We start from the raw sequence: 14,326 nt of genomic DNA, 5'->3' as shown, positions 1-14,326 counted from the left end.
CATGAACGATCACAACACTTCAATCCAGTTGGAAACCGCCATGGCCACTACCACCATGACCATGATCCAGGCCCTGCGCTCGGCCATGGACATCATGCTAGAGCGCGATGACAACGTCGTGGTGTACGGCCAGGACGTCGGCTACTTCGGCGGCGTTTTCCGTTGCACCGAAGGCCTGCAGGCCAAGTACGGCAAGTCGCGGGTCTTCGATGCACCGATCTCCGAAAGTGGCATCGTCGGCACTGCCGTGGGTATGGGTGCCTATGGCCTGCGCCCGGTGGTGGAAATCCAGTTCGCCGACTACTTCTACCCGGCCTCCGACCAGATCGTCTCGGAAATGGCCCGCCTGCGCTACCGCTCGGCCGGCGAGTTCGTCTCGCCGTTGACCCTGCGCATGCCCTGCGGTGGCGGTATCTATGGTGGCCAGACCCACAGCCAGAGCCCCGAAGCGATGTTCACCCAGGTCTGCGGCCTGCGTACCGTGATGCCCTCCAACCCTTACGACGCCAAAGGCCTGCTGATCGCCTCGATCGAAAACGACGACCCGGTGATCTTCCTTGAGCCCAAGCGCCTGTACAACGGCCCGTTCGACGGCCACCACGACCGCCCGGTAACCCCGTGGTCGAAACACCCGGCCGCCGCTGTGCCGGAGGGTTACTACACCGTACCGCTGGACAAGGCGGCGATCACCCGCCCGGGCAAGGACGTTACCGTGCTGACCTACGGCACCACCGTCTACGTCTCGCAAGTCGCGGCCGAAGAAACCGGTGTCGATGCTGAAGTCATTGACCTGCGCAGCCTCTGGCCGCTGGACCTGGACACCATCGTCGAGTCAGTGAAGAAGACCGGACGTTGCGTCGTGGTCCATGAAGCCACGCGCACCTGCGGTTTTGGCGCAGAGCTGATCGCACTGGTTCAGGAACACTGCTTCCATCACCTCGAAGCCCCGATCGAGCGCGTCACCGGTTGGGACACCCCCTATCCGCACGCACAGGAGTGGGCGTATTTCCCCGGCCCTTCGCGAGTGGGCGCGGCATTGAAACGGGTCATGGAGGTCTGAATGGGCACGCACGTCATCAAGATGCCGGATATCGGTGAAGGCATCGCACAAGTTGAACTGGTGGAATGGTTCGTCAAGGTCGGCGACACCGTCACCGAAGACCAGGTCGTGGCCGATGTCATGACCGACAAGGCCACCGTGGAAATCCCTTCGCCGGTCAGCGGCAAGGTCCTGGCCCTGGGCGGTCAGCCTGGCGAAGTCATGGCAGTCGGCAGCGAACTGATCCGCATCGAAGTCGAAGGCGCCGGCAACCTTCAACAAGGTACCTCTGCACCCGCACCTACCCCTGTGGGAGCGGGCTTGCCCCGCGAAGAGGCCCCGGCAATCACCGCCAAGGCCCCAGAGCCTGCCGTAAAACCCGCTACAGCATCGGCCCACCAGAGCGCCGCCATCGTCCCGCGCGAAGCCAACGAGCGCCCCCTGGCCTCGCCGGCCGTGCGCAAGCGCGCCCTGGATGCCGGTATCGAACTGCGCTACGTGCACGGTAGCGGCCCGGCCGGACGCATCCTGCATGAAGACCTGGATGCCTTCCTGACCCAGCCGACCCGCGCCACGCAAAGCCCGGGTGGCTATGCCAAGCGCAACGACAGCGAGCAGATTCCGGTCATCGGCCTGCGTCGCAAGATTGCCCAGCGCATGCAGGACGCCAAGCGCCGCGTCGCCCACTTCAGCTACGTCGAGGAAATCGACGTCACCGCCCTGGAAGAGCTGCGCCAGCACCTGAACAAGAAGTGGGGCGACAGCCGCGGCAAGCTGACCCTGCTGCCGCTGCTGGTACGCGCCATGGTCGTGGCCCTGCGCGAGTTCCCGCAAATCAACGCCACCTACGACGACGAAGCCCAGGTCATCACCCGCCACGGCGCGGTGCATGTCGGCATCGCCACCCAGGGTGACAACGGCCTGATGGTACCGGTGCTGCGTCACGCCGAAGCTGGCAGCCTGTGGGGCAATGCCGGCGAAATCGTGCGCCTGGCCAACGCTGCGCGCGCAAACAAGGCCAGCCGCGAAGAACTGTCGGGCTCAACCATCACCCTGACCAGCCTCGGCGCCCTGGGTGGCATTGTCTCGACACCGGTGGTCAACACCCCGGAAGTGGCGATCATCGGGGTCAACCGCATGGTTGAACGGCCGATGGTCATCAATGGCCAGATCGTCATTCGCAAGATGATGAACCTCTCCAGCTCGTTCGATCACCGGGTGGTCGATGGCATGGACGCGGCACTCTTCATCCAGGCCATCCGCGGCCTGCTCGAACAACCTGCCAGCCTGTTTGTGGAGTGACCATGCAACAGACGCTCAACACTACCCTGCTGATCATCGGCGGTGGCCCCGGCGGCTATGTCGCCGCCATTCGCGCCGGCCAACTGGGCATCCCCACCGTGCTGGTCGAAGGCCAGGCACTGGGTGGCACCTGCCTGAACATCGGCTGCATTCCGTCCAAGGCACTGATCCATGTCGCCGAGCAGTTCCACCAGACCCAGTTGCACAGCCAGCACTCGAACCTGGGCATCAAGGTCGCGCCGCCAAGCCTGGACATCACCCAGAGCGTGGCCTGGAAAGACGGTATCGTCGATCGCCTGACCAGCGGCGTTGCCGCCTTGCTGAAAAAGCACGGGGTCAAGGTGATCCATGGCTGGGCGAAGATTCTCGATGGCAAGCTCGTCGAAGTCGACGGCCAGCGCATTCAGTGCGAACACCTGCTGCTGGCCACCGGTTCCAGTAGCGTCGAACTGCCGATGCTGCCGCTGGGCGGGCCAATCATCTCCTCCACCGAAGCCCTGGCGCCCAAAGCCCTGCCCAAGCACCTGTGCGTGGTGGGCGGCGGCTACATTGGCTTGGAGCTGGGCATCGCCTATCGCAAGCTGGGCGTCGAGGTCAGCGTGGTGGAGGCGCGCGAGCGCATCCTGCCGACCTACGACAGCGAACTGACCGCACCGGTGGCCGAGTCGATCAAGAAGCTGGGGATCAAGCTCTACCTCAAGCACAGCGTCGAAGGTTTCGATGCCGGCCATCAGGCCTTGCAGGTACGTACCGGCGAAGGCGAGCTATTACAACTGACCACTGACCAGGTGCTGGTTGCGGTAGGCCGCAAGCCGCGCACCCAGGGTTTCAACCTCGAAAGCCTGGCGTTGAAGATGAACGGCTCGGCCGTGGCCATCGATGAGCAGTGCAAAACCAGCATGCTCAACGTCTGGGCCATCGGCGATATCAGCGGTGAACCGATGCTCGCTCACCGGGCCATGGCCCAGGGTGAAATGGTCGCCGAACTGATTGCCGGCAAGTCACGGCGCTTCGAGCCGACGGCAATTGCCGCAGTGTGCTTCACCGACCCGGAGCTGGTAGTGGTCGGCAAGACCCCGGAGCAGGTTGAGCAGGCGGGCCTGGAGTGCATCGTTGCGCAGTTCCCGTTCGCCGCCAATGGCCGGGCCATGACCCTGGAATCGAAAAGCGGTTTCGTGCGCGTGGTGGCCCGTCGTGACAACCACCTGATCCTCGGTTGGCAAGCGGTCGGCGTTGGCGTCTCGGAGCTGTCCAGCGCCTTTGCCCAGTCATTGGAGATGGGCGCTTGCCTGGAAGACATCGCCGGCACCATCCACGCTCACCCGACCTTGGGTGAAGCGGTGCAGGAAGCGGCGCTACGCGCCCTGGGTCACGCCCTGCACCTGTAGACACTGAAGCGGCTGAGGCCGATTTGACCCGCTGCCCCGTGCAGCGGGTCCTTTTTACTCACCAATCTCATCCTTGCCGGCCGCCTTGGCCCGGTACAGCGCCTGGTCCGCCCGGCACAGCAACTGCGCCTGCCCTTCTCCCTCCAGCCACTCGACCACGCCGTAGCTCATGGTCAACACGCGCTCGCCTACCGGCGGTGCCAACTCCAGCGCCTGACGAATCTGCCGTGCCAGGTGCAAGGCTGCATCACGCTGGGCGCCCGGCAACACCACCACGAACTCGTCGCCGCCCCATCGCGCCAGCAGCTCACCCGCGCGCAAGCACAGTTTGATCCGCTCCACCGAATCGATCAGGACGCGATCGCCCTGGGCATGACCGTACTGATCATTGATCGGCTTGAAATCGTCGATGTCCATGATGATCAGCGCCAACGGCTGACGAAAGCGCCGGGCCCGCTCGCACTCCTGCTCCAGGACCTTTTCCAGGCGGTAACGGTTGGCCACCAGTGTCAACGCATCACGCTCGGCCAGGTCGCGGTTCTCATCGAGCTGGCGTTGCAGTTGCTGGTTGACCCACGACAACTCGCGGGTACGCTCGGCGATCTGCGCCTCCAGGGACAGGTTCTCCTGCTCCAGCCGCTCGAGAAGGCGTCGGGTGTCATCGATATTGCGGTGCGCACCGAGCATGCGTGCCACCGAGCCGTCCTCGTTGCGCGCGATGATATGGCCGCTGTCTTCGATCCACAGGTAACTGCCATCCTGGCAACGGCAGCGGTACTCGATGCAGTACCGGGCGCTGCGACTGGTGATGTAGTCTTCAAAATGCGCCATTACCTGCGGATAGTCCTGCGGGTGAATCACGCTTTCCCAGGTCAGGACAGTGTTGTCCAGCGAATGGCTGGGGTAGCCCAGCATCCTGTACCAGCCCGGGTTGCGGTAGACGTAACCGGTATTGGCATTCCAGTCCCAGATCCCGTCGCTGATCAGCTCCAGCAGGGTTTGCAACTGTTGTTCGGCAAAGTCGCCCAGCGGGGCCTGCAAAGGGGGGGCATCTGACGATTGAGTCATGGACATTCTCCTTGGTCCAGGCAACTGCGCCCCAGCTGGAAGTTGGTGCTGCCGGCTTGAATGGACTTGCCGCTGGCGGCAAGGGTTTTCCTCTTCAGGGCAAAGCATGCGCCAAATCCTTACCCGCCGTACAGCGCCAACCCCGGAAATACTAGGGCGTGGCCCAGCCAGCCGAGCTGGCACAAGACTTGCCATTGGAGAGGGAGAGATCAGAGGTCAACTTGCATCCATCAAGGAGAGAGATCAAGTGAGTAGCATCAACGCGGTCGGCATCCAGACGCCAGCCATCCCCCCGACCCGTAGCGTGACTGAAGCCGCCACCGAGCAGGCGCAGTTCCGCCCGCCGGTCCCGGTCAGCAGCAGCAATCGTCAACAGCACAGCCAGGCCAACACTTCGCAGCAAAGTGCCGACGACGCTCGCGAGGAAGCCTTCGCCAAGCTCAAGGTACAGTTGCAGAACCCCGATGTGCAAATGCGCGAGCAGGCCAGCATCGGAACCAGCGAAACCGGCAAGAGCGCGGCCCAGGAATTTCGCGACTACATGGCCTTGAGCCCGGCGGAGAAAATCAAGCTCAAGCTGCTGAACGAACTGGGCATCACCCAGGAAGAGTTCGAGGCCTTGCCACCTGCCGACAAGGACAAGATCGAACGCAAGATCGCCGAGCAGATGAAGAAGCAAACCGAACTGGAGTCGCTCGCCAGCCTTAATGCCCACCTGCAAGACCCGGCGGTTTCAGCCAAGCTGGTGGCCAACCTGACCGCAACCCAGGGTGGCCGCGCTGACGGTCAGGATCAGGACCTGGCGTCCGCCTCAGCCCTGACCCAATCGGCGAAGGCCTGAACCTCGGGGCGCTGCAAGGCGTCCTGACGGCATACCAGGTAGTAGGCAAAACGCGCAGGCCAGGGTTTGTCGAGGGCCAGCTGCAGCTTGCCGCTGGCCAGGTCCTCGGCTGCGTGAGTGTCCTGCACCAGGGCGATGCCCTGGCCTGCAGCCGCTGCACGCAGTAACAGCAAGTCATCCTCGAAACTCGTCCCGCGTGCTGTGCGCGGGTCGTCGACAACCCCGTGAGCTTGCAACCAGAGCATCCAGTCGGCGCGATCGGCATCGTGCAACAGCGGGTACTTCAAGCAATCGGCGGGCCGCTTCAAGGCCGGCCCTTGCGCCAGCAACTGCGGGCTGGCGACCGGTAGCAGAACCGGGGCCATCAGGCGCACAGACTCCAGCCCCGGATACTGCCCAAGCCCATGACGCAAGGCGACGTCGATGCGCTCACGTTGAAAATCCACCAGTTTGGCCGAGGCCTCAACGCGCACTTCGATCTGCGGGTGCAGGGCATTGAACCGGCCCAGGCGCGGCACCAGCCACGACGCCGCAAACGACGGCACGGTGCTGATGGTCAAGGTCTTGCCCGGCGCCAGTTGCTCCAGCAAGGCCAACGATGCCTCGATCTGCTCAAAGGCCTTGAGCAGCCCCGGATACACCCGTGCGCCGGCTTCACTCAGGTGCACGCCATGGCGACCACGTACGAACAGCACCACACCCATGCGCTCCTCGAGCAGGCGCACCTGCTGGCTGACCGCCCCCGGCGTGACGCCCATGTGCGCGGCAGCCGCCTTGAGGCTGCCCAGACGCGCGGCCTCAGTGAAGGCCCGCAATGCCAGCAACGGTAGAACCGCGCCCATGTTACCCCCTCCATGGTTTAGAAAATCTATTTCATAACGGCAGAACTGATCGTTTTTCAACCAATCAAGACCGCCCTAGCATAACCCCTCTCTGAACACTCCTGAAGAGAAGGCACATGCCGTTGATTCTTTATAGCGATAGCTCTCCTAATGGCTTCAAGATCACCATCGCCCTGGAAGAACTCGGGCTGCCCTATACCCTCAAGCACGTGCAGATCGACCACGGCGAACATCGTCAGGCTGAGTTTCTCAAGCTCAACCCCCATGGCCGCATCCCGGTACTGGTTGATAACGAGTGCGATATCACCCTGTTCGAGTCAGCGGCGATCCTCCTGTACCTGGCGCAAAAAAGCGGACGCCTGCTGCCAGAGCACCCCGGCGAACACTGGGCGGCCATTACCTGGTTGCAGTTTCACGCCGCAAGCATGGGGCCGATTCTGGGCCAGCGCGTGCATTTCGAACTGTTCGCCGAGCAGACCTGCCCCGAGGCCATCACCCGTTACCGGCGCCTGAGCGAAGAACTGTTCAGCACCCTCGACCAGCGCCTGGCCGATCATCCTTGGCTCGCGGGCAACAGCTACTCGATCGCCGACATCGCCACCTTCGGCTGGACCCATATCCTGCGAATCATCGACTTCGATTTCAGCCAGTACCCACACCTGACTGCCTGGCATGACCGGGTCACCCAGCGCCCGGCTGTGCAACGTGGCATCCGTCTACCAGCCCCTGCCACTGGCCCCTGAACCGCCAAAAGGAACTTGCCTATGAACCCCAACCTCCTCGGCGCCAGCGCCCATGCATTTGCCCACCATCCTGGCTATCAGCGCATGTTCGCCCCGGACAAACTGACCTTGGGTGTCTTCCTGCCCCTGCGTTTCTACCGTGGCGACATAGCAGTGCTCAACGGGCAGGCCGCGCTGGTCAGCGAGATCGATCGTCTGGGCTTTGCCGGCATCTGGGTACGGGATGTGCCGCTGTACGACCCGCACTTTGGCGATGCCGGCCAGCTGTTCGACCCCTTTGCCTACCTGAGCTACCTGGCCGCGCAAACCAGGCGCATCGCCCTGGCGACGGGAAGCGCAATCTTCACCTTGCGCCACCCGATCGACCTGGCCAAGGCCGCGACCACCCTCGACCAGCTGTCAGGCGGGCGCCTGGTGATGGGCATCGCTTCAGGGGACCGTCCCATAGAATTTCCGGCCTATGGCCTGGCGCACAGTGAGCGTGGCGAACGCTTTGCCGAGACCGTGCGTTACTTCCGCCAACTGCTGCAGGTTGGCGACCGGCCAATTGAATCAACCCTAGGCCAACTGAGCGGCGCACAATTGCTGCCCAAACCCGCCACCGGCAACATCCCCCTGCTGGTCACCGGCAGCTCGCGCCAATCCATGCAGTGGCTGGGCGAACAGGCTGACGGATGGCTGACCTTTCCTGATACCACCGAAAACATCCTTGGCCCACGGCGCCTGGCCGAGAAAGTCCGTGCCTGGCGCGACTGCATTCCCGGTGGCGGCTTTCGCCCGCACGTGACCAACGAGTGGATCGACCTGGATGCCGACCCCGATTTTCCACGTACGGCCATGCAAAGCGGGTACGTGCTGAAAACCGGGCGCAAGGGCCTGATTGATCTGCTGGGAGAATGGCAAGACGCCGGGGTCAATCATGCGGCGCTGGGCATTCAGTTCTGCCAGCGGCCAGCGGCCGAGGTGATTCAGGAGCTGGCAGAAGAGGTGCTGCCGCTGTTTTCGTCCCACGAGGGGGCGTTGCCGTTGAGGCAGGATTGGTAGGGGGAAAGCGTGGTGTCCCAGGGCAGGTTCGAACTGCCAACCTTCCCCTTAGGAGGGGGATGCTCTATCCAATTGAGCTACTGAGACGCAGGGCCGGCAACGAGCGTCGCGCGGCAGGGACGGCGTGCATGTTAACCACCAAGCCGGCGTTTGTCATGTCATCCGTGGGGCTTTTTGCCTGTGGGCTTTGTGCACCGCGACGGCTTAATCGTGCAATCTGCAATGAGACAGTCGGCTAGCCTTGCAGACTGCCCGGACAAACGTTCGAAAAATGGTCATGAATAGCTGATTTAAAAGGGAAAATTCACTGGCACAGGGTGTGCATCGCGCATTTCATAAAACGCGGCGCGGGGTCAGCCCCAACTTTTGCGGAGTGTGCCCATGAACAGCATCCTGCTTCTGCTCAATGCCTTGGCACTGGCCATCCTGGTTGGCCTGGCACTGCAACCGGACAGCAATGCCGTGTCAGTGCAGGCACCTGCAACGTCGACAGCCCAGGCGCAATTGGCAGTGTTCGCCAGCCACAGCACAGCGGTGGCCGATGACGAACGGCTAGTGTTCTAGCCAGCGCCGAGCAAGCCCTGTTCACGCAACAACGCCAACAAACCTTGTACCGCAGCGCTCAGCGACGTGGAGTTATCCAGCACCTGTACATCACAGTCGGCCACTTGCACCTGCTGCGCACGCTCCAGGCGCCGCTCGATGTCCTCCTGGCTTTCCCGCCCACGGCTCAGCAAACGCTGGCGCAGCACCTGTGGCGCAACACTCAGCAGTACCGGCAGCAACTGCGGATAACGCTCACGCGCCAACGGCAAATGCGCCCGCGAGCCATTGACCACCACGGTGCGCCCCTCGGCTAGCCAGGCATCGATTTGCGCCGGGATGCCATACGCCAGGCCATTGGCCCGCCACTGCAAGGCGAAAGCACCCCCGGCACTCATCTGCTCGAACTGTTCAGGGGAAACTGCCAGTGCGTCTTCACCCTTGGCCTCAGCTGAACGGGTGATGACCCGGCGAGCGATTTCGACATGCTGGCACTGCAGCGCTGAGCGCGCCGCATCAAGCAGCGAATCTTTTCCGGCACCCGAAGGTCCCATCAGGTACACCAGACGACCCCGGTTCGCTGTACGCTGCGATGCGCTTGCGTCATGCTGCATAGCCACTATGCTCAATGGTAGGAAAGCACGCGCATTCTAGACGCTTTCCAGGGCCTTTTCTGCCTGAAGCTTGCGGTTGCCGACGAAGGCTTGCAAAACCGGAAATTGATAAAATGAAAACTTTTCAAACCAGTGCTCATTTCTGATAATTGGTACTGGCAAAAAGCCTTTATCCGGTTCAATATTTGTCACAGAATTGACGCCAAGGAACCGGCGAGAATGAGGCATGATTCACACCTCATTCACAATTCAGGTTGAACATTTTGACGCCGGGATGGTCGTAGTGACATCGTGCGGCCAATTTCGAGAACCGCTTCCCCTGAACTAAACCGGTCAATTATATGCGCCCAATGAAACAGGCTATTTACTCAAGCCGCACCGCTGACAAATTCGTCGTTCGCCTCCCCGACGGAATGCGTGAGCGCATTGCCGAGGTAGCGCGCAACCACCATCGCAGCATGAACTCGGAGATCATCGCTCGCCTGGAACAGAGCCTTATTCAGGAAGGTGCGCTGGGTGAAGAACTGAGCATGCGCCTGGACAGCCCGGAACTGTCCCTGCACGAGCGCGAACTGTTGCAACGTTTCCGCCAGCTTTCCCATCGCCAGCAGAATGCGCTGGTGTCGTTGATTGCCCATGACGCCGAGATGGCAGCTGACGCTTCCTGATTCCGGGGCACAAACATCAAAGGCCAATGCTTGCGCATTGGCCTTTTTTATTGGCTGCTTAACCGCCATGCGCTCAATGCCAGCCTGGTGGCTGCACTGGCCTCATCGCGGGGCGAACCCGCTCCTACAAGTAGTCAGAGCAGGAAGATGGTCGCAAGGCCGAGGAAGATAAAGAAGCCACCGCTGTCGGTCACCGCCGTGATCATCACGCTGGAGCCCATCGCCGGATCGCGCCCCATGCGTACCAGGGTCATCGGGATCAGCACCCCCATCAATGCCGCCAGCAGCAGGTTGAGGGTCATGGCCCCGGTCATGACCACGCCCAGCGACCAGCTGTCGTACAGCAGGTAGGCGACCAGGCCAATCACCCCACCCCAGATAAGGCCATTGATCAATGACACTGCCAGTTCCTTGCGCATCAACCGCGAGGTGTTACCGGGGCTGACCTGGTCAAGGGCCATGGCGCGCACGATCATGGTGATGGTCTGGTTACCGGAGTTGCCGCCAATTCCGGCAACGATCGGCATCAGCGCCGCCAGGGCCACCAGCTTTTCAATCGAACCTTCGAACAGGCCGATCACCCGCGAGGCGACGAAGGCGGTGATCAGGTTGATCGCCAGCCACGCCCAGCGGTTACGTAGCGAGCGCCAAACCGAGGCGAAGATGTCTTCTTCTTCGCGCAGACCGGCCATGCTCAGTACTTCGCTTTCGCTCTCTTCACGGATCAGGTCGACCATCTCGTCAATGGTCAGACGGCCGATCAGGCGATCGCTCTTGTCCACCACAGGGGCAGAAATCAGGTCGTATCGCTCGAACGCCTGAGCGGCATCGTAGGCGTTTTCGTCCGGATGGAAGCTCACCGGATCGCTGGCCATAACCTCGGCGACTTTCTTCTCAGGGTCATTGACCAGCAAGCGCTTGATCGGCAGCACGCCCTTGAGGATGCCGTCGTAATCGACCACGAAGAGCTTGTCGGTGTGGCCTGGCAGCTCCTTGAGCCGGCGCAGGTAGCGCAGGACCACTTCCAGGCTGACGTCTTCGCGAATGGTGACCATCTCGAAGTCCATCAGCGCACCGACCTGGTCCTCGTCGTAGCTCAGGGCCGAACGCACGCGCTCGCGCTGCTGGGCATCGAGGCTTTCCATCAGCTCGTGGACGACGTCACGGGGCAGCTCAGGCGCAAGGTCAGCCAGTTCGTCGGCGTCCATTTCCTTGGCGGCGGCGAGCAGCTCGTGATCGTCCATGTCAGCGATCAGGGTCTCACGGACCGAGTCGGACACTTCCAGGAGGATGTCACCGTCGCGCTCGGCCTTGACCAGCTGCCAGACGGTCAGACGATCGTCCAGGGGCAAGGCTTCTAGGATATAGGCGACGTCGGCGGAGTGCAGATCGTCGAGCTTGCGCTGCAGCTCGACCAGGTTCTGGCGGTGAACGAGGTTTTCTACCAGGTCATGGTGATGACCTTCCTGACGGTGGGTCAGGTCTTCGACCACGCGTTGACGCTGCAGCAGTTCGACCACCTGGGCCAGGCGATCCTGCAGGCTATCTTGAGTCTTTTTTACTTCGATTTCAGTCATAGGCGAACTCCACTCCCAGCAGCGGAGCACGCCGGGAGGATCAATCAGTCAATTCTTGATTGGCAAAACTTGCTATTGAGTAACTACTGGGTAAGTCCATGGTGGTATTCCACAAGCCCCGGCGGGGCTGACGGGCGCAATCATACACCGCTTGAGCTGTCTGGGTGCTGAAAAAATCGCGGCTAGAACAATCGTTTGCGCGACATACTTGTGACAACGTATACAGGCAACAGTGCGACGGCGGCTACGCGAAAAAAAACACATCAGGGTCGGCAGAAAATAGCGCGAGGCCGGCACGGCAGTGATGACAGTTTATTCATCACGCCTTACCGGAAGATGAAAGCCGGAAAGCAAAAAGCCCGCCTTGATAGGCGGGCTTTCTGTTGTATGGTGCACTCAGGAGGATTCGAACCTCCGACCGCTCGGTTCGTAGCCGAGTACTCTATCCAGCTGAGCTATGAGTGCAGGTTGGCGCTTGATGGACCAGATCACCTCTGGTTACAGCAGAAGCAACTTTCAAAATGAAAACTGCTTCGATGTATGGTGCACTCAGGAGGATTCGAACCTCCGACCGCTCGGTTCGTAGCCGAGTACTCTATCCAGCTGAGCTATGAGTGCAGGGTTGGCGCTTGATAGACCAGATCACCTCTGGTTGCAGCTGAAGCAGTATTCACGTTGAAAACTGCTTCGTCGTATGGTGCACTCAGGAGGATTCGAACCTCCGACCGCTCGGTTCGTAGCCGAGTACTCTATCCAGCTGAGCTATGAGTGCATTTGTTACCGCGCATTATAGGCCGCTAAATCATTTTGCCAACCACTTTTTCGTTTAATTTCAACGGCTTAGGCGATTAAGGCAGATTACAGCGTCCTACATGAATAATGGCGGAGAAGGGGGGATTCGAACCCCCGATACCCTTGTGAGGTATACTCCCTTAGCAGGGGAGCGCCTTCGGCCACTCGGCCACCTCTCCGCAACACGGGGCGTATAATAACCAGACCCTTCCCCGTTTGCAAACTCTTTTTTGAAAAAAACTCGATAAAAATTAATGGGTTGGTTCTTCGTCCTTCTCTTTCTTGATCCGCAGGTAGATTTCCTCGCGGTGAACGGCCACTTCTTTAGGGGCGTTTACCCCTATCCGCACTTGGTTTCCTTTGACGCCGAGCACGGTCACGGTGATTTCGCCGTCGCCAATGATCAGGCTCTCGGCGCACCGACGAGTCAGAATCAACATAGCTTTCTCCTCACGCAATTCAGTTCAGGGATAACAGTCTGCAAAAAAAAGGGCTTCAGCCTACAACCCGTGACGGCTGCTGACCTATGCCTAAGTATTGACTAGCGCGAGCAAAAGCACAGATTTCTCACGCCAGCCAGAAAAACGAAGGGCGCGGCCAAGCCGCGCCCCCTGAGGCAGCCGCCTTACTCGCCCTGTCGGGCAGGGGCGTCCAGCTCGAACGCGGTGTGCAGGGCGCGCACCGCTAGCTCCAGGTACTTCTCTTCGATAACCACCGAAACCTTGATCTCGGAGGTGGAGATCATCTGGATGTTGATGCTCTCCTTGGCCAGTGCTTCGAACATGCGACTGGCCACGCCGGCGTGGGAACGCATACCGACGCCAACGATCGAGACCTTGGCGATGTTGGTGTCACCGACCACTTCGCGCGCGTTCAGCTCGAGAGCAGTCTTGTCCAGGACCTTGTGGGCCTTGTCGTAGTCGTTGCGGTGCACGGTGAAGGTGAAGTCGGTGGTGTTATCGTGCGAAACGTTCTGCACGATCATGTCGACCTCGATGTTCGCGGCACTGATAGGCCCGAGGATCTTGAATGCAACGCCCGGAGTATCCGGTACGCCACGAATGGTCAGCTTGGCTTCATCGCGATTGAAGGCGATGCCGGAAATGATCGGCTGTTCCATGGATTCCTCTTCATCAATGGTAATGAGGGTACCCGGACCCTCCTGGAAGCTGTGCAACACGCGCAGCGGGACGTTGTACTTGCCGGCGAACTCGACGGCGCGGATCTGCAACACCTTGGAACCGAGGCTGGCCATTTCCAGCATCTCTTCAAAGGTGATCTTGTCCAGGCGCTGGGCCTGGGCTACCACGCGCGGGTCTGTGGTGTAGACACCATCGACATCGGTGTAGATCTGGCATTCGTCGGCCTTGAGCGCCGCCGCCAGGGCCACGCCGGTGGTGTCGGAACCGCCACGACCAAGGGTGGTAATGTTGCCGTGCTCGTCGACACCCTGGAAACCTGCGACCACAACCACGCGACCGGCCTTGAGGTCGCCGCGAATCTTCTGATCATCGATTTGCAGGATGCGCGCCTTGTTGTGTGCGCTGTCGGTGAGAATCCGCACCTGGTTACCGGTGTAGGACACCGCCGCAATACCGCGCTTGATCAAGGCCATGGCCAACAAGGCAATGGTCACCTGCTCGCCGGTGGAGACAATCACATCCAGCTCACGCGGAACCGGCTGATCAGTGATCTTCTTGGCCAGCTCGATCAGGCGATTGGTTTCACCGCTCATCGCCGACAACACAACCACCAGGTCATCGCCGGCTTCACGGAACTTCTTGACCTTGTCGGCAACCTGCTCGATTCGCTCGACTGTGCCGACCGAGGTACCGCCAAATTTCTGTACGATCAACGCCATTTCA

The 14,326-nt window shown here is 60.9% G+C and carries 15 protein-coding genes and 5 tRNA genes; 8 read left to right on the top strand and 12 right to left on the bottom strand.

Going from position 1 to position 14,326, the window contains the following annotated elements:
• Position 1: 1 nt before the first annotated feature.
• From M5G17_RS05440 to lpdA, 3 genes are read left to right on the top strand one after another with little or no spacing between them, the layout of a single operon-like run.
• Positions 2-1,060 carry an alpha-ketoacid dehydrogenase subunit beta gene (locus M5G17_RS05440; RefSeq protein WP_273891989.1) on the top strand — a complete coding sequence of 353 codons (1,059 nt, stop codon included), beginning with the start codon at positions 2-4 and terminating at the stop codon, positions 1,058-1,060.
• Positions 1,061-2,341: a dihydrolipoamide acetyltransferase family protein gene (locus M5G17_RS05435; protein ID WP_273891988.1), complete on the top strand. Its 1,281-nt coding sequence runs from the start codon at positions 1,061-1,063 to the stop codon at positions 2,339-2,341.
• A 2-nt stretch (positions 2,342-2,343) separates the two neighbouring features.
• Positions 2,344-3,729 carry a dihydrolipoyl dehydrogenase gene (gene lpdA, locus M5G17_RS05430; RefSeq protein WP_273891987.1) on the top strand — a complete coding sequence of 462 codons (1,386 nt, stop codon included), beginning with the start codon at positions 2,344-2,346 and terminating at the stop codon, positions 3,727-3,729.
• A 54-nt stretch (positions 3,730-3,783) separates the two neighbouring features.
• Here the strand turns inward: lpdA and M5G17_RS05425 are convergent, their stop codons facing one another.
• Complete coding sequence (locus tag M5G17_RS05425) at positions 3,784-4,797, bottom strand: sensor domain-containing diguanylate cyclase (RefSeq protein WP_273891986.1); 1,014 nt, start codon at positions 4,795-4,797, stop codon at positions 3,784-3,786.
• A 247-nt stretch (positions 4,798-5,044) separates the two neighbouring features.
• Here M5G17_RS05425 and M5G17_RS05420 point away from each other — a divergent pair, with 247 nt between their 5' ends.
• The gene (locus M5G17_RS05420) at positions 5,045-5,638 is read left to right on the top strand and encodes a hypothetical protein (RefSeq protein ID WP_273891985.1); all 594 of its coding nucleotides are present in this window, start codon (positions 5,045-5,047) and stop codon (positions 5,636-5,638) included.
• Here the strand turns inward: M5G17_RS05420 and M5G17_RS05415 are convergent.
• Positions 5,590-6,480 carry a LysR substrate-binding domain-containing protein gene (locus M5G17_RS05415; protein ID WP_273891984.1) on the bottom strand — a complete coding sequence of 297 codons (891 nt, stop codon included), beginning with the start codon at positions 6,478-6,480 and terminating at the stop codon, positions 5,590-5,592. The two genes, M5G17_RS05420 and M5G17_RS05415, sit on opposite strands and share 49 nt — an antisense overlap.
• A gap of 116 nt (positions 6,481-6,596) precedes the next feature.
• Between M5G17_RS05415 and M5G17_RS05410 the strand changes: the two genes are divergently transcribed.
• Both M5G17_RS05410 and M5G17_RS05405 read left to right on the top strand, forming a co-directional pair.
• Positions 6,597-7,223, top strand: coding sequence for a glutathione S-transferase family protein (locus tag M5G17_RS05410; protein WP_273891983.1), 627 nt, complete (start codon positions 6,597-6,599; stop codon positions 7,221-7,223).
• A 21-nt stretch (positions 7,224-7,244) separates the two neighbouring features.
• Positions 7,245-8,267 (top strand): LLM class oxidoreductase, encoded by a 1,023-nt coding sequence (locus M5G17_RS05405; protein WP_273891982.1) that lies wholly within the window; start codon positions 7,245-7,247, stop codon positions 8,265-8,267.
• A 10-nt stretch (positions 8,268-8,277) separates the two neighbouring features.
• Here M5G17_RS05405 and M5G17_RS05400 read toward each other — a convergent pair.
• A tRNA-Arg gene (locus M5G17_RS05400) sits at positions 8,278-8,354 on the bottom strand.
• Between the two features lie 294 nt (positions 8,355-8,648).
• Between M5G17_RS05400 and M5G17_RS05395 the strand changes: the two genes are divergently transcribed.
• Complete coding sequence (locus M5G17_RS05395) at positions 8,649-8,831, top strand: hypothetical protein (RefSeq protein ID WP_273891981.1); 183 nt, start codon at positions 8,649-8,651, stop codon at positions 8,829-8,831.
• On the opposite strand, the gene phnN is transcribed toward M5G17_RS05395, so the two are convergent.
• Complete coding sequence (phnN, locus tag M5G17_RS05390; RefSeq protein ID WP_273891980.1) at positions 8,828-9,424, bottom strand: phosphonate metabolism protein/1,5-bisphosphokinase (PRPP-forming) PhnN; 597 nt, start codon at positions 9,422-9,424, stop codon at positions 8,828-8,830. The two genes, M5G17_RS05395 and phnN, sit on opposite strands and share 4 nt — an antisense overlap.
• Positions 9,425-9,460: 36 nt before the next feature.
• Positions 9,461-9,652 (bottom strand): hypothetical protein, encoded by a 192-nt coding sequence (locus tag M5G17_RS05385; protein WP_273892065.1) that lies wholly within the window; start codon positions 9,650-9,652, stop codon positions 9,461-9,463.
• A gap of 113 nt (positions 9,653-9,765) precedes the next feature.
• On the opposite strand from M5G17_RS05385, the gene M5G17_RS05380 reads away from it, so the two are divergent.
• Positions 9,766-10,092, top strand: coding sequence for an Arc family DNA-binding protein (locus M5G17_RS05380; protein ID WP_010226671.1), 327 nt, complete (start codon positions 9,766-9,768; stop codon positions 10,090-10,092).
• A gap of 134 nt (positions 10,093-10,226) precedes the next feature.
• On the opposite strand, the gene mgtE is transcribed toward M5G17_RS05380, so the two are convergent.
• The 7 genes from mgtE to M5G17_RS05345 all read right to left on the bottom strand — a co-directional run bounded on the left by mgtE (position 10,227) and on the right by M5G17_RS05345 (position 14,322).
• A complete protein-coding gene (gene mgtE / locus M5G17_RS05375; RefSeq protein ID WP_273891979.1) occupies positions 10,227-11,669 on the bottom strand; it encodes a magnesium transporter in 1,443 nt (480 codons plus the stop codon).
• 388 nt (positions 11,670-12,057) lie between these two features.
• Positions 12,058-12,134, bottom strand: a tRNA-Arg gene (locus M5G17_RS05370).
• 76 nt (positions 12,135-12,210) lie between these two features.
• Positions 12,211-12,287, bottom strand: a tRNA-Arg gene (locus M5G17_RS05365).
• Between the two features lie 77 nt (positions 12,288-12,364).
• A tRNA-Arg gene (locus M5G17_RS05360) sits at positions 12,365-12,441 on the bottom strand.
• Positions 12,442-12,549: 108 nt separating this feature from the next.
• Positions 12,550-12,640, bottom strand: a tRNA-Ser gene (locus tag M5G17_RS05355).
• 72 nt (positions 12,641-12,712) lie between these two features.
• A complete protein-coding gene (gene csrA / locus M5G17_RS05350; RefSeq protein ID WP_010226667.1) occupies positions 12,713-12,901 on the bottom strand; it encodes a carbon storage regulator CsrA in 189 nt (62 codons plus the stop codon).
• 185 nt (positions 12,902-13,086) lie between these two features.
• A complete protein-coding gene (locus M5G17_RS05345) occupies positions 13,087-14,322 on the bottom strand; it encodes an aspartate kinase (RefSeq protein WP_273891978.1) in 1,236 nt (411 codons plus the stop codon).
• Positions 14,323-14,326 lie beyond the last annotated feature (4 nt).

The organism is Pseudomonas rubra (assembly GCF_028656935.1).
GTDB classification, from domain to species: Bacteria; Pseudomonadota; Gammaproteobacteria; order Pseudomonadales; family Pseudomonadaceae; genus Aquipseudomonas; species Aquipseudomonas rubra.
The sequence above is the reverse complement of the archived record's forward strand: the minus strand, read 5'-3'. Positions and strand labels throughout refer to the sequence as shown.